This window comes from Halodesulfovibrio marinisediminis DSM 17456 (assembly GCF_900129975.1).
GTDB lineage: Bacteria > Desulfobacterota > Desulfovibrionia > Desulfovibrionales > Desulfovibrionaceae > Halodesulfovibrio > Halodesulfovibrio marinisediminis.
In genome coordinates, this window is the sequence record NZ_FSRG01000006.1 from 370,806 (window position 1) to 393,486 (window position 22,681).

Sequence of the window (22,681 nt, forward strand, 5' to 3'; positions counted from 1 at the left end):
AGTTGATCTTACTCATTGATTTTCCGATATTTTTTATGAAAAAATCAGTATCAGTTCTTAAGATGGAACACGATATATATGAGTCGTGAGCAAGATGCAAACTCCCACAACCTGAGACACATTTTGCGTCTCAACGTGTATCAATTCTCGAAAAAACTGTATCAACCACCTCCTATTTTTTTTCTTTCTATAAAACATCGCCCTACAGCCACAGTCCTAGAGTTGCCTGTTTTTCCAGATACGTTTAAGAGAAAGACACTATTTCAACAATCGGGCACACGCTTCAGCCACCATCAAACAGTCTAGACGCTATCACCATAAGGCCTGCTGCAAAAACACTTTTCACGCAGCACAACGTACCAGCTAACCTGTCGCCTTCTATCTTAGCCTTGCTTACAGATTGTATCATTACATATGGCAACGCCCGATTGAATACACATTCAAGACACTACAGAATGCATACTATGACGACAACCACACTATCCATACTTGTTTCAAGCATCAGCTCAACCGAAGCTGTTGCCCTGACTCTTGCCTCATTCACGAATCTGCCGAAAGACCTCGAATGCGAAATTCTCATCACTGCTGACAGTGAAGCAACTCCTGCCATCTCAGCGCTTATTGAAGAAGTAGCACCGTTGCTTCCAGTACGCCCTGCTGCGCTCGAACTCACTGCGCCTATCAGCAGAGCACGCGCATTCAACCTTGCTGCAGACAACGCAAAAGGCGGTTATCTGCTTTTCCTCGAAGCAGGAACACAAATTACAGCAGAAAGCATCAGCCCGCTGCTTCAACATCTCTCAGACAATTCGTCCACCGGCATTGCAGCACCACTGCTCATTTGCCCTCAGTCCGGACGAGTACAAAACTGCGGAACAACTTTTACTCCATCTCTACGACCACAGCCACTTTTTGCATCATTCCCTGCAACGCACCCAGCCGTAACCAAACAACGCTCATTCCAAGCGGTACCTGTAAACGGCATGTTCATGCGTGCAGAAACCTTCAAAGAGATCGGTCAATTCGACACCAAGTACAAAACCGGTATGGAAGTACTCGATCTCTGCTGTGCAGTACGCAACAACGAACAGACCATTGAACTCATCCCGCAGTCCACGCTGCTGGAGCCAGATAAAAACGAGTCCATTCTTGAAGATGATCTCAGCATAGACACAATGCGCCTGAATGACCGCTGCAAAGGCTGTTTCGGGCCCGACAAGCACCTCATTGCAAAAAAAGAAGGCTACGTTTTCACAATTTCACCGTGGCTGGAAAGCTACATGACTCTTACACCAGAACGAGAGCAGGAACTGAACGAACAGATGATGCAGTCACCAGACCCGTCAACCTGTCTGGCGCTCATCATTGAGGAACCTCTCTGGCAAACAGGGTATGTACAGCTCGCAGCCTACCTCGAATCGACAGGTAAATTTGAAGAAGCATGCGGCATCAGGCTGCTGCAAACGTTCTTCTTCCCGATGCTGCCGCTTTACCGCAAGCTTGCAGCCGTGGCAGAAGCCGCACAGAATGAGAGTCTGCTTCAGATGGCGAACGACAAGCTCGGGCATATCGACAACCAGCTTGAAGATATCAGCGCACTTACCAAAAAAGCAGCAGGACTCGCCAACTGGGCACGCAAAGCCAAAGAAAAAGAGCTTCAAGAGCTCTACGAAGGTTGGCTTAAGGACTTAGGACTGCTCTAACCACTAGCTTTATTTTTATTTTTGCCTTCAGCGACACTGCGGGGCTTGCCTCCGGCGGCCAGAGAACCTTTTTGAAAAAAGGCTTCTCTGGACTCTCCAAAAACTTTCACTTGCGAAAACAGCCCGTTATTTACAAAACCTCGCGGCTTATACACCACGACCTTTCACGAAACAAAAAAAGGGCTGTCCTATCAAAATAGGACAGCCCTTTTATATTTTTACGAAAGGTAGTAGAGCGTAAGCCGCAAATTACACAAGCAACGTGCTTAGCTCGCTATTAAAAGTTTCTGGAAATTCTTAAGAACCTCTTGCAAGAGGTTCTTAAGCCGCCGGAGCCTAAACAACGTACTCACCGGAGGCTAAACAAAAGCTATCGCTCGAGCCAATCTTCAAGAACAGCTTTGTACTCTTCTTCAGTGTAGGTTGGCTGATCATACTTACCGGAAAGCTGACGCTGACGGGAAGCCTCAGAGAGGATTACAGCTGCTGCTACGGATACGTTGAAACTCTGAATCATACCGAACATCGGGATGTAAACTTCACCGTCTGCAACTTCTACAAGCTCAGGATCGGTTCCGCGATGCTCATTACCCATGATAATTGCAGTTGGCTCAGAGAGGTCGTAGTCACGAAGCGGCTTTGCGTTCGGGGAGCAGCTTGTAGCGAGAACTTTCATGCCTTGGGCACGCAGGGACTTCATAAGATCGTCAGTGTTGTCGTGACGTTCTGTATCTACCCATTTACGTGCAGACGCAGAAGATTTGTTCCCGAGTTTCGGGAATGGGGTATCTGTGTAGTAAAGGTGAACTTTTGGTACCCCAAATGCGTCACAGCTACGCAAGATAGCGGAAACGTTATGTGGATCGTGTACGTTCGCCATTACAAGAGTCAGATCTTTCTGACGAAGTTTTAACACTCGTTCGAGTTTAGCAGTTCTTTCTGGAGTTCTTTCTTTTGTCATCTGCACACCATATATCCTGTCAAATTTACCGGACAAAACCGGCAACAGGTTTGTCGTTGTATTAAGAGCCATTACCTGATGAAGCACGGAATTTAAGCCATCAGGGCAAGCCATAATTCATAAAAAACATGCGCACCAACAGCTGAGATGCCTTACACAGAAAGTTCCAAAAATGAGTCATCCCAAAGTGTATATTGGCATGAAACTGATTTTCTTTCTTGTAATGTTGCGCGAATTGGGTGTACAGGCTTTTACAGCTCTTGTCACGCAATGCATAGTCGCGCTGAACTTGGTTAGATATATAATTTTTCGCGAGAAGCTTTGAAAGTCTAACCAAATGATTTTCAAAGTAAAAAAGACTAACTCGCTGCAAATTATATTTTTTTACACCTAATCTATTGAAATGTGCATTGTGTACGAGTAAAAGAGCGACTTGTCTTCTAGTTTAATCCAAGAAGTTCGTGAATATACCAAAAACCAGATGCACCCACACATGCAATGGAGAAATGGCAATAGTTGTCTTTGTTTTATTGTCCATTCCTACTGGTATATCTCGCTTTGTATCTGTTGATACACAACTTGTATGAAGGAGTCTTACGCTGTGTTTACCTTTTTGAAATCCAAAGCTATTAAAAGTCTTAGCTTTGCCTTAGCAGGATTGTTGCTGCCTGCTATGGCATTCGCGTCCGCTTCTGCAGGCGCTCCGCACCTTGATGGTGCATCCCTTTCTGCGCTGTGGGTAATTCCATTCGCATGTATGTTGCTTTCTATTGCAATCGGTCCGATTGCTGCGCCACACTTCTGGCACAACAACTTTGGTAAAATTTCTGTATTCTGGGCGCTCTGTTTCCTCGTGCCATTTACTATGGCATACGGATTCTCCCTTGCTCTTTACGAAGCATTGCACGCTCTTCTTCTCGAATACTTCCCGTTCATCATTCTGCTTCTGGCTCTGTTTACCGTAGCTGGCGGCGTTCGTCTTAAAGGTAACCTTGTTGGTACACCTATTGTGAACACCGTGATGCTTCTCATCGGTACAGCTCTCGCTAGCTGGATGGGTACTACTGGTGCAGCAATGCTCCTTATCCGTCCGCTTCTCCGTGCTAACGCTCACCGTAAATACAAAGTACACACTGTTGTATTCTTCATTTTCCTTGTTGCAAACATCGGTGGTTCCCTCACTCCACTTGGTGACCCACCACTCTTCCTCGGCTTCCTGAAAGGTGTTTCCTTCTTCTGGACCACCTCTCACATGCTGCCACTCATGGTGTTTGCAGCTACTATCCTTCTTGCTCTTTACTTCGGCGTTGATACCGTACTCTTTGCTAAAGAAGGTAAACCTGTACCACCTACCAACTGTTGTGACGAAGCACCAGCAGCTCCTGGTCGTTGTCGCTTCGAAAATGGTCGTCAGATCTACGGCTGCGGTTCTGAAGCTAAACTTGGCCTCGACGGCAAAGTTAACCTCCTGCTTCTCCTCGGCGTAATCGGTGCAGTACTCTTGTCCGGTATGTGGAACCCGCATGTAAGCTTCAACGTATACCATGTTCATGTTGAACTGCAGAACGTTGTTCGTGACATCATTCTTCTTATCATCACCGGTCTTTCTCTTAAACTTACCGACGACGAGTGCCGCCGTCTCAACGACTTTAACTGGTTCCCAATCCTCGAGGTTGGTAAACTCTTCATCGGTATCTTCCTGTCCATGATCCCAGCTATCGCTATCCTGAAAGCTGGCGAGAACGGTGCCCTTGCTTCTGTTATCAACATGGTTTCCCACAACGGCGAACCTGTTAATACCATGTACTTCTGGCTCACCGGTCTCCTTTCCTCCTTCCTGGACAACGCACCTACCTACCTCGTGTTCTTTAACACTGCTGGTGGCGATGCAGTTCACCTCATGGGCGACATGGCAAGCACTCTTCTTGCTATCTCCGCTGGTGCTGTATTCATGGGTGCTAACACCTACATTGGTAACGCACCTAACTTCATGGTTCGTTCCATTGCAGAAGACCAGGGCGTAAAAATGCCTAGCTTCTTTGGCTACATGGCATGGTCCTTCGGTATTCTCATCCCATTATTCGTTCTCATCACCTACGTCTTCATCGCATAGATTTAGGTTTGAATGATTGTATTGCCCCCGTGCTCAGCACGGGGGCTTTTTTTTGCCTAACTTCAGAACGATAGAAGACAGCTTACTACCTGCGCTCACACCAAAACACCGCATGCATACGTGTAATCCTTCTCCCCACCCTGCTCTCTGGACATAAATTCGACAATCAACTTCGCTGCCCAACTTTTTTTGAGAGAAATATCACATTCATCTTATTATCAGAGCAAAAGATCTACTTTTAGAAGTAGTTACTAACTTCGAGAATTCGTTGACGCCTTCTTAATAACCATAGTATGCCTGTATGCTAATTGTGTCTTACACAACGCTGGAATTGATAAAAGGAGTTTGAGTTTATGTTGACAGGTAAGCCTAACTTACTGTTTGCTAAATTGCTTACAGTTTTCGCAACGCTTCTGCTGCCATGCGCTGCGTTTGCGGCCTCAGCTGGCGCACCACATCTTGATGGTGCCGCCCTCTCCGGCATATGGGTTCTGCCATTTGTCTGCATGCTGCTTTCTATCGCAGTATTTCCGTTGGCTGCGCCACACTTCTGGCACAGTCACTTTGGTAAGATCTCTTTATTCTGGGCTCTTTGTTTTCTCATTCCATTCACAATTAAATTCGGTTTCTCTCTTGCCCTTTATGAAACATTACATGCCCTTTTATTAGAATATTTCCCATTTATTATTCTTTTATTAGCGCTGTTCACAGTGGCTGGCGGCGTACGTCTAACTGGTACTTTGGTGGGTACCCCTATTGTGAACACCTTAATCCTTGTTATCGGTACAGCACTGGCGAGCTGGATGGGAACGACCGGCGCAGCTATGCTGCTTATCCGCCCGTTGCTTCGTGCAAATGCACACCGAAAGTTCAAGGTGCACTCCGTAGTGTTCTTCATTTTCCTTGTGGCAAACATCGGTGGCTCCCTGACTCCATTAGGTGACCCACCGCTCTTCCTTGGCTTCCTGCAGGGTGTGTCCTTCTTCTGGACTACAACCCATATGCTGTTACCAATGCTATTCTGTATAGCTATCCTGACAGTTGTGTACTTCTTCTTAGACACCTACCTCTATAACAAAGAAGGTCGTCCTGCCCCTGAAGGTCTGGATGCTTCCAATACCGAGAAACTCGGTCTGGAAGGCAAGATAAACCTTCTTCTCCTTCTTGGTGTTATCGGATCTGTACTGCTGTCGGGTACATGGAAGCCAAATATTGAATTCAACATCTACCACGTACATGTTGAGTTGCAGAACGTTGTTCGTGACATGCTCCTTCTCATCATTACCGGTCTCTCCCTGAAGCTGACCTCTGATGAAAGCCGCAGACGAAACGACTTTAACTGGTTCCCGATTCTTGAAGTTGGAAAGCTATTTATCGGTATCTTCCTATCCATGATTCCGGCAATCGCTATTCTGAAAGCAGGAACAGACGGCGCTCTTGCACCGATCATCAACCTTGTTTCAAATGCTAATGGCCAGCCGGTTGACATCATGTACTTCTGGCTTACCGGTATTCTTTCTTCCTTCCTCGACAACGCACCAACCTACCTCGTGTTCTTCAACACAGCCGGTGGTGACGCAGTACACCTTATGTCTGATATGGCAAGCACCTTGCTCGCTATCTCAGCCGGTGCTGTATTCATGGGAGCCAACACATACATCGGTAACGCACCAAACTTTATGGTTCGTGCGATTGCTGAAGATCAGGGCATAAAAATGCCTAGCTTCTTTGGCTACATGCTCTGGTCATTCGGCATTCTCATACCAGTATTTATCCTTGTAACCTTTATCTTCATTTAAACCGCATAACGAAAGCCCCCTGCACACCGCAGGGGGCTTTTTATTAATAACAGTCAGGCAGAGATGTAACAATCTTAACAAACTTACCGCCCAATAATTACCTTACACAATAAATAGCATCGCCCTATTCTACCTGCAAAAGCAGTTTCCACCCACAGTCTCCCAGCCAAGTCTGTCAGCAAGCCGACTAAGCGTGTCATTTTTTTAAATTCGTAACACGTTGACGATAACCTTCCACGAATGGTATCGGTAATCCATCGCGCCAATCACTCATACCATTGGATACATATTATGCATATTGCCGAAGGTGTTCTTCCTCCAGTCATTTTAGCTTCCAGCGCTGCATTAACAGCAGCGGGAGTTTGTATCGGGCTGAAAAAGCTTAATTATGATCGCATCATGACTACTGCTATCCTTTCAGCCGCTTTCTTTGTTGCATCGCTTATCCACATACCTATCGGGCCGGTTTCCGGTCATCTTATTCTGAACGGACTTCTTGGTCTGATGCTCGGTTGGGTAGCTTTCCCAGCAATACTAGTTGCCCTGACCCTTCAAGCAATCCTGTTCCAATTTGGTGGCCTCACTACACTTGGTGTGAACACGCTGAACATGGCACTTTCACCTGTCATATGTTTCTACGTTTTCCGTCCCATGCTCAGCAGAGGAACCTTCTCCCTGCGAATGGCAGCCTTTTTATGCGGCATGTCAGCAGTGGCCCTTTCCGCAGTACTGACATCGGGAACTCTTGCCCTTGGTGGTGACAATTTCCTGAACTCCGCAAAAATATTACTGCTTTCCAGTGTACCAGTTATGATCATTGAAGGACTGATTACAGCTATTGTTGTCGGTTTTTTAGCAAAAGTGGCGCCACAAATTTTCGATTTCAAAATTGCTGTGCCGAATCCCGGCATTGCTACGCAGACTTCACCAAGCGTAACAGAGTAACATATGGCTCTTGAATCTTTTGCTGAAGGCACAAGCCCTTTTCATTCAATGGACGCAGCAGCTAAAATTACTGCTGCGACATTTTTTTCAATCTGCACTGCGTTGCTCACGACTATTCCAACAGCCTGTGCAGCACTAATCGTAGGTATCGCCCTGCTTTGCATTGCGCAATTGCCCGTTAAAACTCTTTGCAGACGTCTTCTGTTCATCAATGCATTCATCGCTTTTCTCTGGCTCACCCTACCTGTTTCAACCACAGGAACGCCAATCTACTCTTGGGGCGGCTTCACCATAACCAAAGAAGGCGTTGATTTGACGCTGCTTATCACGCTAAAATCAAACGCAATCATCACAGCATTTATTGCACTGCTTGCAACATCCAACATAACCGACATAGGCGCAGGGTTCGCAAAACTTCGTGTTCCACAAAAACTCAGCCTGCTTTTCCTCTTCACATGGCGTTACATTCACGTCATTCAGGAAGAATACAAACGGTTATCCACCGCCGCAACGCTACGTGGATTTGTTCCAACTACCAACAGTCATACTTACAAAACCTACGCAAACCTTATTGCAATGGTGCTGGTAAAGAGCCACGACAGAGCCGAGCGTGTTTCTAACGCTATGAAGCTTCGCGGTTTCAATGGCACATTCCATTCTCTGCACAGCACGCAGAAAACCTCCACAGACACAGCCGTTACCGCCTGCATTATACTTATCGGCACAGCCCTACTCGCTGCCGATTTTTTCCATCTTACGGAGTTATTGTAATGAGCACCCCATTGCTTTCCCTTACCGACATCCACTACACTTACGCTGGAACCACCGCACCTGCACTCACCGGTGCAAGCCTTGAGTTATTCTCCAGTTCTCGACTCGGTGTGCTCGGACACAACGGCAGTGGTAAAACAACACTTTTTCTTGCAGCAATGGGTATTCTCACGCCAAACAAAGGCACCATCACCTACACAGGCAAACAGCTCAAAGCTGAAAAAGATTTTCGCACACTGCGCGCTGAGATCGGATACCTTTTCCAGCGCTCAGACGACCAACTCTTTTCACCTACCGTCATAGATGACGTGGCATTCGGCCCCCTTAATCTAGGCAAAACGCCTGAGCAAGCATTCCAAATCGCCACAGAAAAGCTTTCTCTCGTGGGACTGCAAGGATTCGAAAACCGCATTACCCACAAACTCTCAGGCGGCGAAAAAAAGATGGTTGCCCTCGCCTCAGTACTGGCAATGCAACCCAAAGCGCTCCTCCTTGATGAGCCGACAAACGACCTTGATCCAGATACCCGCGAACGACTCATAGGCATCTTGAAAGATCTCGATATTGCGCTCTGCATCATCTCCCACGACTGGGATTTTCTCGACAAAACATGCACCAGCTTCCTCAACGTGGAAAACGGTGTTACCAAGTCTGCCGAGTGCATACCGCATACGCACGTCCACACGCATCATGGTGGCAACGTCGCTCATAAACATGAATAATTTTTTGCTAACGCCTCCGCCAGGCCTTTGATGATTTCTTCTTTTTGCCTCCGGCGGCCAGAGAACTTGTTACACTTTCGCTATCTGTAATCTCTCGTTCCTCGAGAACAGCTACGACTTTTGTAAAAAGGCTTCTCTGGACTCTCCAAAAACTTTTACTCGCGAGGGCAACACGTTACTTACGTCCCCTTACGGCTTATACACCACTACCTTTCACTTAATAAATAAGGGCTATCCTAGCTACACAGGACAGCCCTTTTTTCTATTCAAGTCAGTTAATTAAAGCCGCGTAAAAATATTAAACAACATACTTTCGTCGCCTAATAAAGGCTTCTGGAGATTCTTAAGCCGCCGGAGGCATTCCTAAACAGATACTCTACTTTGTTCCCTTAGCTTGGGCTGCGGCATCATCGTCAGCCATATTTTGCGCAGCTGCTGAAAGCTCCTGCTGCTGCTCCGGAGTAAGCTGCTCCCCCTTGGGAACGTGCACAGCCACAGTAGGCCGAGCAAACTCAATGCCTTCCTCTTTAAAAATCTGACGCATTTTAGTGTACACGATCTTACGTATACTCCACTGTCCGCCCGGCTTCGTCATGAACTTCACACGCATGCGCAATCCATATTGTTCAATTGCTTTTACGCCTTGCGACTTAATGTCATCCAACAAAAGAGCATCCAGATCCGGATCCTCACGAACCTCTTTATTGATACGTTTAATGATCTTTTTAATCTTATTCACATCGGTATCGAACGGAACAAGATATTCAAGCTTCATGATGGCAAATCCACGGGACATGTTCGTCACAAAATTAATTGTTCCGAATGGAATAGTGAAAAGAGAACCACGATGATGACGTAACTTCAGAGCACGTATAGAAATTTCTTCGACTGTCCCCATGGAATTACCCACTTGGATGTAGTCATTCACTCGGAACGCATCATCCATCAGGAAGAATATGCCAGAGATAATATCTTTAACGAGAGTCTGTGCACCAAAACCGATTGCGAGCCCAAAGACACTGGCACCGGCAAGAAGCGGTGTAATGTCGATACCAAGAGATGATAAAATAATAAGAGAGACTACTACGACAAGAAAACCAAAAAGGAATTTGCGGAACAACTGAAGCAGTGTTGCAAAGCGGTCTCCTCCGGCACTGCCGCCGGACTCGTTATCTTTGGCATGATATGCATCAATTTTTCGCTCTATTGCAACACTGATAAGCGCCCAAAGAATGTAGGCTACGACAATGGTAAAAAGTATACCGATGAATGAACCGGCGGTGTCTAATCCGACACGAACAGGAACTCCCCAGATATTAAGTAACCCCATGAATATCAGTAGAAAAATACCAACACGGAAGCTTACCTTAAGAAAATTACAGAATCGCAATGCGGTTGTAGCTGGCAGACTTTGTACAACTTGATCTGAAGAGTCCTGAGTGTGTTCTACTGCTTCAGTGTTAACTGTGGTTGTTTCTTGTTCTGACTCAACTTTTGCTTCTTCAAATTGCCCTTCTGATGTCTCTATTGGCTGACAACCTCCAGTCTTCAGGGCAACACCACTCATGCAGTCCACAAGCTGCTGTGCAAGCCAGTTTACAATGCAATATACTGGGACACTCAAGATTGTGGCGACAGCCGGAATAACTGCACCAGAGCCACGTACCATCAAAACGACCAGCCAACACAACCAGCCGAAGAACAACAAGGTGACCAACATAACATGCCATATTCCAGCAACCTGATACCGAAGCGAACCAATCTGGGTGTTCTTTCGAAGCGCCGCTGTCCCGTTTCGCGCCTCCCACACAACCAAAAGAGAAATACCGCACACAACAATGAAGCTGGTAACAGCAAGTGAAAGAAGGTACCAGCGTTCTGCTTCACCTTGTAAGAGAATGAGAAATGAAATCAGCAACCCTAACGCTGCAATACGACTAATCCACAGCACCCACTGGTACACAGTCATTGCTGTTTCATTTGACAACGGTAGATACCGAAGCCCTTCTGCCTTCGGCACAAGTACAAATCGGGCAACAAGCCCCACAAAATCTACAAGCAACACAGTAATAAACCATGAGAGGATTATAGGCTTTGCTTCACTGCTCTGCTCGTACAAGAAAAGATAGACTCCCAAAATAACAACGCTGGAAAGCACTATACCAAACAGGTCAATGCTTGCACGCATACAAAGACGGAGTACTTTCCTGAAGAATCCCCATTCCTTTGGGGTTGTTTCAATGATGTTTCGTAGATTACGGGTTTTTCTACGATAGAACATACGTACACCTATCCAGATTAGGGACAGCAAAACTATACCCTTGGCAAGATCTATCAGCGGTACTTTTCCCCTTCCGCTTACTGCCTTAAAAACTACATCCGGTATATCTTCAGCTGCTTGCGCAGCATCACCAAATAAGTAGTCAAATCTCTCATGCACCCGTGCGAGCTTTGCAGAAAATACCTGCGCTAAATTTTTTTCCTGAGTTGCAGCAGGAGCTAGGGCCTCCTTACGAAGCTCTTCAAGAAGTAACGCACGCACTTGCTCATCACTCATTCCTGCTAAGATTGCATCTACCTGTTCACTGGTAGCATCAGCAGGAATTTGCGGAACTGCATCTGCTGCCCTGCTCACATTCACAAGCAAGCAACCAAAGAAGATCAACACAAACGCAATAAGAATCTGATTACGTATACTCACAGACACTCTCCTGTATTATCCTGTAAGCATACTCTTTTTTTATCTTTTATTCCTATGACATAAAAAAAGAGTAGAACCCGAAGACTCTACTCTTATATCGTTCAATCGTTACATTGGGATGTAGCCAATGTTACCTATTTCTTTTTTAACGGCTTGCCACAACACTGCAGCGGCACTGAACATCGCTCTTCAACGCTGCCATCAGTCTTGCATGCACAAGGCTTTTCGATCTTAATTTCTAAGTGGCATGAAGTACAGTAATACACATCGCCTTTCTTCATTTCGCTACAAACGGTCATAAAACCCTCCTTGGAATAGAGAGAAGTGTAGCATATTCAAGAAAGTCATGGTGTATAGATTCTATTTTCCAAACAGCTTTTTCTTTGCATCGTTCCACACCATTTCTGGCGTAATGGAATGCATACAGTTAAAATGACCTTTCGGACATGTCTTAGGCCCATGAAGCCCACATGGACGGCATGCTATGTCTGTTTCAAGAACAGTTGAAGCATCGCCCCGAGGGAAAAAGCCCAGCTCGCGTACGGTAGGACCAAAGATGGCGGTCACAGGAGTTCGCTGCGCCCACGCGATATGCATCGGACCGGAATCGTTTGTAACGTAACAGTTCAGCTTGTTCAGATAGGCAGCAAGCTGAACAAGAGAAAGTGTACCGGAGCAATCGATGATCCGACCAGAATCCTTGGCACCGCTTTTTTCAATAACGTCTTGGGCCATCGGCTCTTCACCAGGACCGGCAAAAACCATCACCTGTGCACCTGCATCAATGGCCTTTGCAACCACATCAGCATAGTATTCAGCAGGCCAGCGCTTTGTTGCCCAAACAGAGCCTGGGTGAACCCCAAGCACTGGAGAATTTACATGCTCTGCCCAGAAGGCATCTGCATCATCATACGCAGTCTGCGGCAGCACCATTTCAGGCCAATCAAGAATATTTGTAATACCAAGTGGTTTAACCAGCTGCATGAGCCGTTCAATTTCTTCCAGCTCAGAAAATTTTCTGTCCACTGTGGTAGTGTAGAACCAGTTATTAAACAGAGGCTTGTTGTAACCGATACGTGTATGGGCGGATGTCCAGCGTGCTATCACACCACTTCGAAAACTGGTATGAGCTGAAATCCATAATGAATAATCCTTCTTGGCAAGTTCACGGCCATAGGACATGGCAGACAATATGGACTTCTGCGCACCACGTTTATCGTACGCATACACATTGTCCAACTCAGGCTGGGCAACAAAAAGAGACTCCACACCCTTGCGGACATAAAAATCAACCGGAGCATCCGGAAATGCAGCTTTCACTGTTCGAATAAGTGGAAGCGTAAGGACGGCGTCTCCAAGAAAGGCGGTATTCCATATACCTATTCTGCCCATTTACTTGTCCCCTTGTACCAACACTTCAGCAACCCAGCGGGCTGCTGCTGTAAGATCTTTTGCAACAGCAAGAGTCCAGCCGTTTTCTGTGGACACAGTCACATATCCTGTTGCTTCATCCACCTCAGGAAGTTCCAATTTCTGGCGCTCTTTCTCGCCTTTACCGGTAAGAACCAGAATCGATGCTGCTAATCCAGCATTTTTGCCGAAATCAACATCAGCCTGTTTATCGCCAATCATAACGGATTCTTGCGGTAATAAGCCATACATATCTTTAAGTTGATTCCACATTCCCGTCTGCGGCTTACGGCAATCACACTCTTCGTCCGGTGTATGAGGGCAAAAAACAGTATCTTCAATTATGGCACCAAACAGTTCTGCAAGCTCATCAAGTCGAACAGTACACGCGTGCAGATCATCTTCTGTAAAATATCCACGACCGATGCCGGACTGGTTTGTGACAACATACATACGCATTTCTGCCTGCTGAAGCGCAGCAAGAGCTCTTCCACCGTCTGGAATAAGTTCCACACCTTCCGGATCGGATAAGTAATGTTTGTCCACAATCACGGTACCGTCACGATCAAGCAGTATATTTTTAATCTGCGCCATTTATTTTTTCCCTGCGTTTCTGTTATCAATTAAACTGGTAGTAGCGTTCGCGACTCTTTCGCACGGCAGTGAGTTTTTTGCAAGAAAATGAGGCCGAGATCAGATTCTGAATAACGGTAGTATGATAGAAGCAGGTACCTTCGAATTTTTTTTATGATACTGTAATTTTTTTTGCAGCGTTAAGATATTGCTATCTGATTAGTTAGTTAATAATAATCAAAAGGAATCGCGACCAGCAAAGCACACAGCACAGCAGTGCTTTAAGTAGAAGCGACGGACGGCGAGTGTACTGATACGCCAACTCAGACAATACATGCACCGCCCACAATGGCAGCGTCTCTTAAGAGTGCACCAAAGAATACAATGCGGAAGCAGTCTACCGGCATGCCGCAATTATATCACTATTCATATATCTTACCTGAAGGAACTACATGTTTGAGTTAATAACCGCCGTTACATTTTCAATCGTTGTTTCGGCTACATGCTCTATTACCGAGGCTATTTTATACGCTCTTCCGTGGAGTCACATTGAACGACTTCGCAGCTCAGGCTCCAAGGCTGGTACACTGCTTTTTAAACTTCGCAGTGATGTTGAACGACCTATCACAGCCATTCTTACACTGAACACCGTTGCAAACACTGCTGGTGCTACGATAGCTGGTGCTGCCTTCACTAAAGTCTACGGCGCAGAATACATGCCGTACTTTGCTATCGGTTTTACCGTCAGCATCCTAATTTTTTCAGAGATTCTGCCTAAAACTATCGGAGTTTCATACGCCTCCCAACTAAGCAGGTTTATTGCAAGACCACTAAACTTTCTGGTTTTTTCGCTCACTCCTATCATTTATATTTGCTCATGGATGACACGCAAGCTTACACCTTCGGAAAAGGGCCCTAAAGCCACTGAAGATGACATCCTTGCCATCGTGAGCCTTTCACGGCGCGCAGGGCAAATCGAATCAAGCGAAGAAGTATCAATCAAAAACATTTTGTCACTCGATCTCAAGCACGTAAATGACGTTATGACACCACGTACCGTAACATTTACCCTGCCTGTAGATTTTACGGTAAAAGAAGCACAGCAACAGCTGGATTTGAATAATTACAGCCGCATTCCTGTATATGCAGAAGACAACGAAGATATCGTAGGCGTTGTAATGCGCCGCTATATTTACGAAGAGCTTGCATCCGGCCGTACAGAAACCAGACTTTCTGAACTGATGCGCCCTGTGCACTTTGTGCTCGATTCCGTCACACTTGATAAGGTGCTGAGAAACTTCCTTGAACGCAGGGACCATCTCTTTGTTGCCGTTGATGAATACGGTGGCGTAAGCGGTGTTGTTTCGCTTGAGGATGTGCTTGAGGAAATTCTCGGCAAAGAAATTGTGGACGAAACTGACCGTGTCGATGACATGCAACTTCTTGCAAGAAAGAAAAGAAAACAGCTGGGTAAGAGAAAATTGATCAAGCGCTAATAGTAATGTATAGCATAAAATATACACATTTTGCTTATCAACCCGGATACACCCTGTTTTTTTCTACTTCAGAACCGCTGAACCGGAGTCAAAAACAGGGTTTAGCGCTCCGTTACCCAAAACTATTTGTTGCAATGAAGCACCAAACCAATTATTCGAAAAAGGCATCTGAACCGGGGGAGAAAGGCTCAGATAGCACAGGACATTTCTGTCCATAAACTCGACACTGTCAGGAGACACTATGGCAAAGAAAAACGGCAAAAGCGTCTACATTGCTGCCCTGCTTCTTTTTTTAGGAGGCATCGGGTATCTGCTTTTCTCCGGTTTTTCACAAAACAGCGTATACTTCCTGGAAGTTTCTGAAGCTTTGGCAATGAAACCGGACCAGCTTGGTTCTGCCCGTCTTTTCGGTACTGTTAAGGCAGGAGAGATCAAGCGTCATGAGGAGGGTCTGGGCGTCACCTTCATTCTTGAAGATGCTAAAGACAAGAAGCTTGTATTGCCTGTTGTATACAAGGGTGCTGTACCGGACACATTTAAAGCCGGTGCTGAAGTCATTGTTGAAGGTAACATTGACGACGCCACAAAGGCGTTTCAAGCCCGTACACTTATGACTAAATGTCCGTCGAAGTACGAAAAGAAAAATAGGGAATAACCAACCGCTGCACATCGGTCTTATTCCACCTGTACTACTTCCCCCACGTTGCCGTTTATCGGCTAAAGGAGCATTATGCATCTCTTAGCATTCTTGCTGCTTGTGGCGTCTTTGCTGTTTGCCATTGGCTTCGGCGCAGTTGCTGCATTGCAGATTTGGCAGGGACGCTCTACCCTGCTGCACTGGATCGAAAAATCACAGATGATGATCACAACACTCATCACTGTGAGTTCTTTCATTCTTCTCTGGGCGCTGGTTAACTTTGATTTCTCAAACTACTACGTATCAAGTTACACCAGTCTCGATCTTCCACTCTTCTACCGCATAACCGCCTTCTGGGCTGGGCAGGCAGGCTCATTACTGTTCTGGGCATGGTCTGTGGCTTTATGCGGCATCATTTTCCTTTACACTAACGCGTATAGAGCGCTTTCAGACGGCACAAAAATGTGGTTCTGGATGCTCTTCCTTACGTTTATCGGTTTCTTTTTATTCTTGTTAACCACTTGGTCCAACCCGTTTACACTTATCAGCCCAGTTCCGGCTGACGGTAACGGCTTGAACCCGCTGTTGCAGAACCCGGGTATGATTTTCCACCCGCCACTTCTGTTCCTCGGCTACGGTGGTTTCACAATTCCTAGCTGTCTTGCTCTTGCACAGGCTCTCAACAGAAGCCAGCATGAAGAAGCCAGTTGGACTGACGCATCCCGCAACATGATTCTGTTTGCATGGCTTACCCTTACCGCAGGTATTATCCTCGGTTGCTGGTGGTCATACATGGAACTCGGCTGGGGTGGTTACTGGGCATGGGACCCTGTAGAAAACGCATCACTTATCCCTTGGCTCGTAGGGTCTGCATTCCTGCACACCTCCGTTATTGAGTCACGCAGGGGTAAGCTGCACAGAACCAACACCTTCCTTGTTGCGCTCACAACTATCTCTGCTGTGTTTGCAACCTACCTTGTGCGTAGCGGTGTTGTTGAGTCCTTGCATGCATTTGGTGACGGTGGCGTTGGAACCCCACTGCTCATCTTTATTATCTTCTTTACCGCATTGTCCCTGTTTGCATCTGTAACCAGCAAAAACCCGAAAGCTAAGCCAATGGCTGAACTCTTCAGCCGCGAAGGCCTGCTTCTGGTTACTGCATGGTTCCTTATTGCACTTGGCGTTATCATCCTCATTGCTACAATGTGGCCAGTATTCTCCAAGTTCTTTACAAGCAACCCTCAGGGACTTGAACAAGACTTCTATAACAAAGTCTGTATGCCTCTGGCAGCAATCATCTCCGTACTGCTGATGATCTGTCCTTGGATGAAATGGAAAGGCGGCGTTAAAAGCAGCATGATGCTCAGCACCATTACCGGTGTATTTATCGCTACCGGTGTGGGCATGTATATTGCCGGATACCAAATTCCTGTTTCCATCCTTGCTGTAGGCTCTGCTGCCGGCTGTATCGCCGGAATCATTATGCTTTTCGCTACAGATGCTTCTGTACGTAAAAGCAATCGTGCCATCGGTGCATACGGTGTTCACGTCGGTGTGGCGCTTATCGTTATCGGTATCGCGTTCTCAGGCCCGTACAAGCAGGAGATTCAGACTCAACTCAGTCGTGGCGGAACAGCTACTCTTGAGGAATACACCTTCAAATACAAAGAGCTTTATGAAGGTGAAGCAGTAGAATACATCTTCCTGCAAGCTGAAATTGACGTCTTCGAAGGCGACAAATATCTCGGCACCCTTGAGCCTCAGCGCCGCATTTACAAAAAATTCGGTAATAACAGGACATTCGCAGAAGTATCCATTATCCCGTCTCTTGGCGAAGAACTCTACTCTTCTCTTTTAGGGGCTGACGCAAAAGGTAACATTTCTGTCACCTTGAGTATTGAACCAATGGTTAACTGGTTCTGGATTGGTGGTACGCTCATGTGTCTCTTCCCGTTCATCGGGTTCACCAGATTCCGCAAATCTGAAAAGGTAACGGATGCTGCTTAAACTGGACAAGGTTGCTAAGTTTTATGGCAACCGTCTGATCATCAAGGATGTTTCCTGCACGGTGGAACCGGGTACAGTAACAATACTGGCCGGCCCTAACGGTGCGGGCAAATCAACCTTACTCAAGATAATGGCAGGTCTTTCCGAGCCGACAGCCGGAAAGGTAGAGCTTACGGTAGAAAACGACAACATCGGATACGTAGGGCACCAAACCTTCATTTATCCCGACTTGTCAGCCATTGAGAACTTGGCATTCTGGTCTTCCCTTCACGGGCAGAAGAGTGACGAGAAAACACTGCTTGCCGCACTCGACCGTGTAGAGCTTAAACGCTTTGCATTTGAGCGCGCAGGTTGTTTCTCACGCGGTATGGCGCAGCGTTTGAACCTTGCCCGTGTATTTTTGCTTCAGCCTTCCCTTATCCTGCTTGATGAGCCGGGGACAGGACTCGATGTTCGTTCTATGAACATCCTGCATAACGAAATTGCTGCTGCAAAAGAGCGCGGTGCAGGGCTTGTGTGGATCAGCCACTCCGTTGCATCCGACCTTGTACGCGCAGACAAAGTACTCGCTATCCGTGACAAGAAAGTTGAGTACTTTGGGGATGCTAAGGGATACACACCGGAGGCGGTATGTTAAAAGCTGCTGTTTCCATTGCTGCAAAAGACCTGAAACTTGTGCTCGCACGAGGAACAGGACTTATTCAAGCGCTTCTACTCGGCTTACTGCTTATCTTTGTATTCAGTTTGTCCCAACAGATCGGTGAAAAAATGAGTGCACAGGCTGCTGCTGCCATCTTCTGGCTGGCATCAGTATTCTGTCAGGTACTTGTCTTTAATACATTATTCAGTCTAGAAGAACAGAACGGCGCACGCTTCGGTCTACTCCTTTCCCCTGCTCCTGTGCAGGCGATATGGATAGGCAAAGCCCTCGGCGGATTTGCTCTTCTGTTATGTGCACAAGCAGTATTCTTACCGGCAACTATTGTATTCTTAGGTCAATCCGTATCCGACTTATGGCATATCGGACTGGCAATGCTTCTTGCCATTGACCTTGGATTAATATTGCTCGGTGCGCTGCTCGGTGCGCTTTCTCAGGGACAGGCTGCAAAAGAGTCCTTACTCTCTATCATCCTGTTCCCGTTGCTTATTCCTATTCTCCTCGCAGGGGTGCGTGTTGGTTCTGCCGCGTTTTCCGGTATCATTCCGGAAGGCTTCGGCGACTGGCTGGGCATTGCCTGTGCATTTGATGCGCTGTTTGGCGCCGCAGGGCTTCTACTCTTCGGCTACATCTACAGCGGCGAAGAATAAGAGGATGGCGCAACCGCACTTGCTGCGGTACTCCGTCACCCCAGAATAGGAAACACTTTGTCAGTAACTGGCTGCTTTGCTATACAAAACAGTCGGATATGCAGATAACAGTTACAGAGGATATGATGCGAACAAAATGGATAGCACCTGTGGCACTTTTAGCCGCACCGGCGATGGCATTATGCCAGTACCTCATCTACCAGTATGCCCCTGTTGAACAGATTATGGGCATTGTGCAGAAGGTGTTCTATACCCATCTGCCGCTGGCATGGTGGTCACTCTTCAGCTTCTTCTGTGTATTCATTGCCTCCATCCTGTATTTGAAAACCCGCAGACGTTTCTGGGATAATGTTGCAGCAGCGTCTGCAGAAGTGGGTGTTCTTTTCAGCGGTCTGGCACTGGTTACCGGAATGATCTGGGGCCGACACAGCTGGGGTGTATGGTGGACATGGGACCCTCGTCTCACCACTACCCTTGTTATGTGGTTCGTATATGCGGGCTACTTAATCCTTCGCTCCATGTCCCTTTCAACAGAACGTAAAGCTGTGGTCAGCTCTGTTGTCGGCATTGCCGCCTTCATTGATGTACCTCTTGTATTTCTTTCCGCACGCTTGTGGCGCTCCATCCACCCTGCTGTATTCAGCAGCAAATCTGGTGGACTGGAACCGGAAATGAAGCTGACAGCAATTGTCTGTGTTATCTGTTTCGGTCTTGTGTGGGCTGCCTTAGTTGGTCTCCGTACATCACAGATGGCTCTTTCAGACCGTATTGATAGTCTGACAACACACGACGAAATATAGCTGTCTAAAGAAAAAACGCACAAGGCTTCAACATGGAACACTCCATCTGGTCTCTCATGACAAATCTGGCAGTTACCATATGTGTTATCTGTTCCGGCCTTATCTGCACAGCAGTTGTTGGAATTCGTTCTTCAAAAATTGCACTTTCTGACAGCATTAAACCGTTAACAAATCATAACGAAATATAACCGCCTGAATTCACAAGGCACTTAAGGAGATTCATCATGGAAAGCTCCAACTGGCTCCTCATGGCTAACGTTGCAGTATGGGTTGGCATTGCAGGCTACCTCTTCTTTATCGCACGCAAACACTGCGAGCTGAGCAAGCGCGTTCGTCAAATGGAGTTGCTGAATGACTAATGCTCCAATAAAGCAGCCGACATCGGTTGCAAAAATATTCATTGCTGCAATCCTTCTAGGATTTGCTGCAATGCTCGTAACGTCCGGTATATACCGTACAAAGAACCCGAACCTGACAAAAGTTGTTCAGGTTCGCAAAGAAGAATCCGGACAGGCACAAAATACTAACGCGGCCCACATTGCAGATCTCATGGGGAAACTCAAAAAAGATCCTAACAATGTGAAGCTGATTGAAGAAATTGCTCAGCACTTCATGGAAGATGGAGAGTTCAGTCAGGCACGTAAGTTTATCCAGCGCGGCATTGCCGCTCAGCCTAACAACGCGCATCTGTTCTACATGCTCGGCATGGCTAATTTTAAGCTGCAAAGCTTTAAAAAAGCTGCCAGCGCATTTGAGACCTCACTAACTATTGCGGAAGATCCTTCTGCGCGCTATAACCTCGGCGTGCTGCTCAAGTACTACTTGGATAAACCGGCAGAAGCTAACGAGCAGTTCGAAAAGATCGTCAATTCTTCTGCCAATAAAGAGCTTAAAGCCGCAGCGCAAAAAGAACTCAATGACAAATAAAATTAAACAATTACTGTAAAGCCAAAAGCGCATTGCACTTGCAATGCGCTTTTTTTTTACCTGTTACGTGCCGTGCACGTAGTATGTGTGTCTCATTCTGTATCAGAGCATCTTTTAATGCTTTTATGATATAGTAACTATGCAATCGGTTTCACTACTACTAAAAAGTATAAACAACCGTTGACATGGAATCAAAGGACGCATACGTTAACGGGATTACCTAACGTACTATCCGCCTAAACATCTTAGGGAAGAAAGTACTGAACTCCAGGCCGGTTAAATGCGTGAATTTACGCTACTGTGGCCTTTTTTAATAGCTACCCAAAACTTATTTGGAGACCCACACCATGAGCGTAATCTTAGGCAAAGCACTGACTTTTGACGACGTGTTGCTTCTTCCTGGTTATTCAGAAGCCACGCCGGATCAGGTGGATCTGTCCACCCAGCTCACTAATTCCATCGCACTGAACATTCCACTCATGTCCGCTGCAATGGATACTGTCACCGAATCTGAGATGGCCATTGCAATGGCTCGCCACGGTGGCATCGGTGTTGTTCATAAAAACATGCCGCTTGAGCAGCAGTGCCTTGAAGTAGAAAAGGTTAAGAAGTCAGAATCCGGAATGATTCTTGACCCGGTAACTGTTGAGCCTTCTCTCACCATCACTCAGGCTCTCGAAGTCATGTCTACTTACAGAATTTCCGGCCTTCCTGTCGTAAAAGACGGCAACCTCGTTGGTATCATTACCAACCGTGACGTTCGCTTTGTCGACGATCCTGACACCACTCTCGTGTCTGACATGATGACTAAAGACAAGCTTGTGACTGTTCCTGTGGGCACAACCCTTGAACAGGCAAAAGAGCACCTCCACAAGCACCGTATTGAAAAACTGCTCGTTGTTGATGATGAGAACACCTTGCAGGGCATCATTACCATGAAGGATATTGAAAAAGAAATTAAATATCCTAACGCATGTAAAGATACGAGCGGTCGTCTTCGTGTTGCGGCAGCACTCGGCGTTGGTGCAGATTGTAAAGAACGTGCTCAGGCTCTGCTCGACGCAGGCGCAGACGTGCTCGTTCTTGACTCTGCTCACGGTCACTCTCTCAACATCCTGAAAGCTGTAAAATCTATCCGCACCTCCTTCCCTGATGCGCAGATTGTTGCAGGTAACGTAGCAACCTACGAAGGTGCAAAAGCGTTGTTCGAAGCTGGTGCAGACACCGTTAAGGTTGGTATCGGACCTGGCTCCATCTGCACTACTCGTATTGTTGCGGGCGTTGGTGTTCCACAGATTACTGCTATTCAGGAATGCTGCAAAGCAGCTAAGGAATTTGGTCGTCACATCATTGCTGACGGCGGCATCAAATACTCCGGCGACATTGTAAAAGGTCTGTGCGTTGGTGCATCCTGCGTTATGATCGGCTCCCTCTTCGCAGGTACTGACGAGTCCCCAGGTGAAACTGTTCTTTACCAGGGTCGTCGTTACAAAAACTACCGCGGTATGGGTTCCATTGATGCAATGAAAGCTGGCAGTTCTGACCGCTACTTCCAGGAAAAGAGCAAGAAGCTCGTTCCGGAAGGCATTGTTGGACGTGTACCGTACAAAGGCCCAGTACAGGATTCCATCTACCAGCTTTTAGGTGGCCTGCGTTCCGGTATGGGTTACATTGGCGCAAAAACTATTGGTGACATGCCAGAAGTTTCCAAAATGGTGGAAATTTCTCCTGCAGGTCTGCGTGAATCTCATGTTCACGACGTTATTATTACGAAAGAAGCTCCTAACTACCGTATTGGGAACTAAGAT

Annotated in this window: 21 protein-coding genes; 16 read left to right on the top strand and 5 right to left on the bottom strand. The window is 46.6% G+C overall.

Features of this window, described 5'->3' with window-relative positions; translation table 11 throughout:
* Positions 1-464: 464 nt before the first annotated feature.
* Positions 465-1,703 (top strand): glycosyltransferase, encoded by a 1,239-nt coding sequence (locus tag BUR09_RS12950; protein WP_074217368.1) that lies wholly within the window; start codon positions 465-467, stop codon positions 1,701-1,703.
* A gap of 370 nt (positions 1,704-2,073) precedes the next feature.
* Here BUR09_RS12950 and BUR09_RS12955 read toward each other — a convergent pair whose 3' ends face one another.
* Positions 2,074-2,664 carry a TrmH family RNA methyltransferase gene (locus BUR09_RS12955; RefSeq protein WP_074217369.1) on the bottom strand — a complete coding sequence of 197 codons (591 nt, stop codon included), beginning with the start codon at positions 2,662-2,664 and terminating at the stop codon, positions 2,074-2,076.
* Positions 2,665-3,337: 673 nt separating this feature from the next.
* Between BUR09_RS12955 and BUR09_RS12960 the strand changes: the two genes are divergently transcribed.
* From BUR09_RS12960 to BUR09_RS12980, 5 genes are all read left to right on the top strand, one after another.
* On the top strand, positions 3,338-4,777 hold the full coding sequence (locus BUR09_RS12960; protein ID WP_074217585.1) for a sodium:proton antiporter: 1,440 nt from the start codon (positions 3,338-3,340) through the stop codon (positions 4,775-4,777).
* A 353-nt stretch (positions 4,778-5,130) separates the two neighbouring features.
* The gene (locus BUR09_RS12965; RefSeq protein WP_074217370.1) at positions 5,131-6,576 is read left to right on the top strand and encodes a sodium:proton antiporter; all 1,446 of its coding nucleotides are present in this window, start codon (positions 5,131-5,133) and stop codon (positions 6,574-6,576) included.
* 291 nt (positions 6,577-6,867) lie between these two features.
* Positions 6,868-7,521, top strand: a complete 654-nt coding sequence (cbiM, locus tag BUR09_RS12970; RefSeq protein ID WP_074217371.1) for a cobalt transporter CbiM — start codon at positions 6,868-6,870, stop codon at positions 7,519-7,521.
* Between the two features lie 3 nt (positions 7,522-7,524).
* Positions 7,525-8,292: a cobalt ECF transporter T component CbiQ gene (gene cbiQ / locus BUR09_RS12975; protein WP_074217372.1), complete on the top strand. Its 768-nt coding sequence runs from the start codon at positions 7,525-7,527 to the stop codon at positions 8,290-8,292.
* Complete coding sequence (locus BUR09_RS12980) at positions 8,292-9,014, top strand: energy-coupling factor ABC transporter ATP-binding protein (protein ID WP_074217373.1); 723 nt, start codon at positions 8,292-8,294, stop codon at positions 9,012-9,014. The genes cbiQ and BUR09_RS12980 overlap by 1 nt, the downstream gene beginning before the upstream one ends.
* Before the next feature lie 376 nt (positions 9,015-9,390).
* Here the strand turns inward: BUR09_RS12980 and BUR09_RS12985 are convergent, their stop codons facing one another.
* The 4 genes from BUR09_RS12985 to BUR09_RS12995 form a co-directional block, all read right to left on the bottom strand.
* Positions 9,391-11,715 carry a mechanosensitive ion channel family protein gene (locus BUR09_RS12985; protein ID WP_074217374.1) on the bottom strand — a complete coding sequence of 775 codons (2,325 nt, stop codon included), beginning with the start codon at positions 11,713-11,715 and terminating at the stop codon, positions 9,391-9,393.
* Positions 11,716-11,849: 134 nt separating this feature from the next.
* Positions 11,850-12,014, bottom strand: a complete 165-nt coding sequence (locus BUR09_RS16900; protein WP_175566032.1) for a hypothetical protein — start codon at positions 12,012-12,014, stop codon at positions 11,850-11,852.
* Between the two features lie 61 nt (positions 12,015-12,075).
* Positions 12,076-13,107 carry a glycosyltransferase family 9 protein gene (locus BUR09_RS12990; protein WP_074217375.1) on the bottom strand — a complete coding sequence of 344 codons (1,032 nt, stop codon included), beginning with the start codon at positions 13,105-13,107 and terminating at the stop codon, positions 12,076-12,078.
* The gene (locus BUR09_RS12995; RefSeq protein WP_074217376.1) at positions 13,108-13,719 is read right to left on the bottom strand and encodes a D-glycero-alpha-D-manno-heptose-1,7-bisphosphate 7-phosphatase; all 612 of its coding nucleotides are present in this window, start codon (positions 13,717-13,719) and stop codon (positions 13,108-13,110) included.
* Between the two features lie 431 nt (positions 13,720-14,150).
* Here BUR09_RS12995 and BUR09_RS13000 point away from each other — a divergent pair, with 431 nt between their 5' ends.
* From BUR09_RS13000 to guaB, 10 genes are all read left to right on the top strand, one after another.
* Positions 14,151-15,194 carry a CNNM domain-containing protein gene (locus tag BUR09_RS13000; protein WP_074217377.1) on the top strand — a complete coding sequence of 348 codons (1,044 nt, stop codon included), beginning with the start codon at positions 14,151-14,153 and terminating at the stop codon, positions 15,192-15,194.
* A 241-nt stretch (positions 15,195-15,435) separates the two neighbouring features.
* Entirely contained in the window at positions 15,436-15,849 is a 414-nt protein-coding gene (locus tag BUR09_RS13005; RefSeq protein WP_074217378.1) for a cytochrome c maturation protein CcmE, read from the top strand.
* Between the two features lie 75 nt (positions 15,850-15,924).
* Positions 15,925-17,838, top strand: coding sequence for a heme lyase CcmF/NrfE family subunit (locus tag BUR09_RS13010; RefSeq protein ID WP_074217379.1), 1,914 nt, complete (start codon positions 15,925-15,927; stop codon positions 17,836-17,838).
* Positions 17,828-18,475, top strand: a complete 648-nt coding sequence (locus tag BUR09_RS13015; protein WP_074217380.1) for an ABC transporter ATP-binding protein — start codon at positions 17,828-17,830, stop codon at positions 18,473-18,475. The genes BUR09_RS13010 and BUR09_RS13015 overlap by 11 nt, the downstream gene beginning before the upstream one ends.
* Positions 18,469-19,146, top strand: coding sequence for a heme exporter protein CcmB (locus BUR09_RS13020; protein WP_074217381.1), 678 nt, complete (start codon positions 18,469-18,471; stop codon positions 19,144-19,146). Before BUR09_RS13015 ends, BUR09_RS13020 begins: the two co-directional genes overlap by 7 nt.
* 125 nt (positions 19,147-19,271) lie before the next feature.
* Positions 19,272-19,946, top strand: coding sequence for a cytochrome c biogenesis protein (locus tag BUR09_RS13025; RefSeq protein ID WP_074217382.1), 675 nt, complete (start codon positions 19,272-19,274; stop codon positions 19,944-19,946).
* A gap of 32 nt (positions 19,947-19,978) precedes the next feature.
* A complete protein-coding gene (locus BUR09_RS16905; RefSeq protein ID WP_175566033.1) occupies positions 19,979-20,134 on the top strand; it encodes a hypothetical protein in 156 nt (51 codons plus the stop codon).
* A 36-nt stretch (positions 20,135-20,170) separates the two neighbouring features.
* Complete coding sequence (locus BUR09_RS13030) at positions 20,171-20,305, top strand: CcmD family protein (protein WP_019999436.1); 135 nt, start codon at positions 20,171-20,173, stop codon at positions 20,303-20,305.
* Positions 20,298-20,873 carry a tetratricopeptide repeat protein gene (locus BUR09_RS13035; RefSeq protein WP_074217383.1) on the top strand — a complete coding sequence of 192 codons (576 nt, stop codon included), beginning with the start codon at positions 20,298-20,300 and terminating at the stop codon, positions 20,871-20,873. Before BUR09_RS13030 ends, BUR09_RS13035 begins: the two co-directional genes overlap by 8 nt.
* A 347-nt stretch (positions 20,874-21,220) precedes the next feature.
* Complete coding sequence (gene guaB / locus BUR09_RS13040; RefSeq protein ID WP_074217384.1) at positions 21,221-22,678, top strand: IMP dehydrogenase; 1,458 nt, start codon at positions 21,221-21,223, stop codon at positions 22,676-22,678.
* Positions 22,679-22,681: the final 3 nt, after the last annotated feature.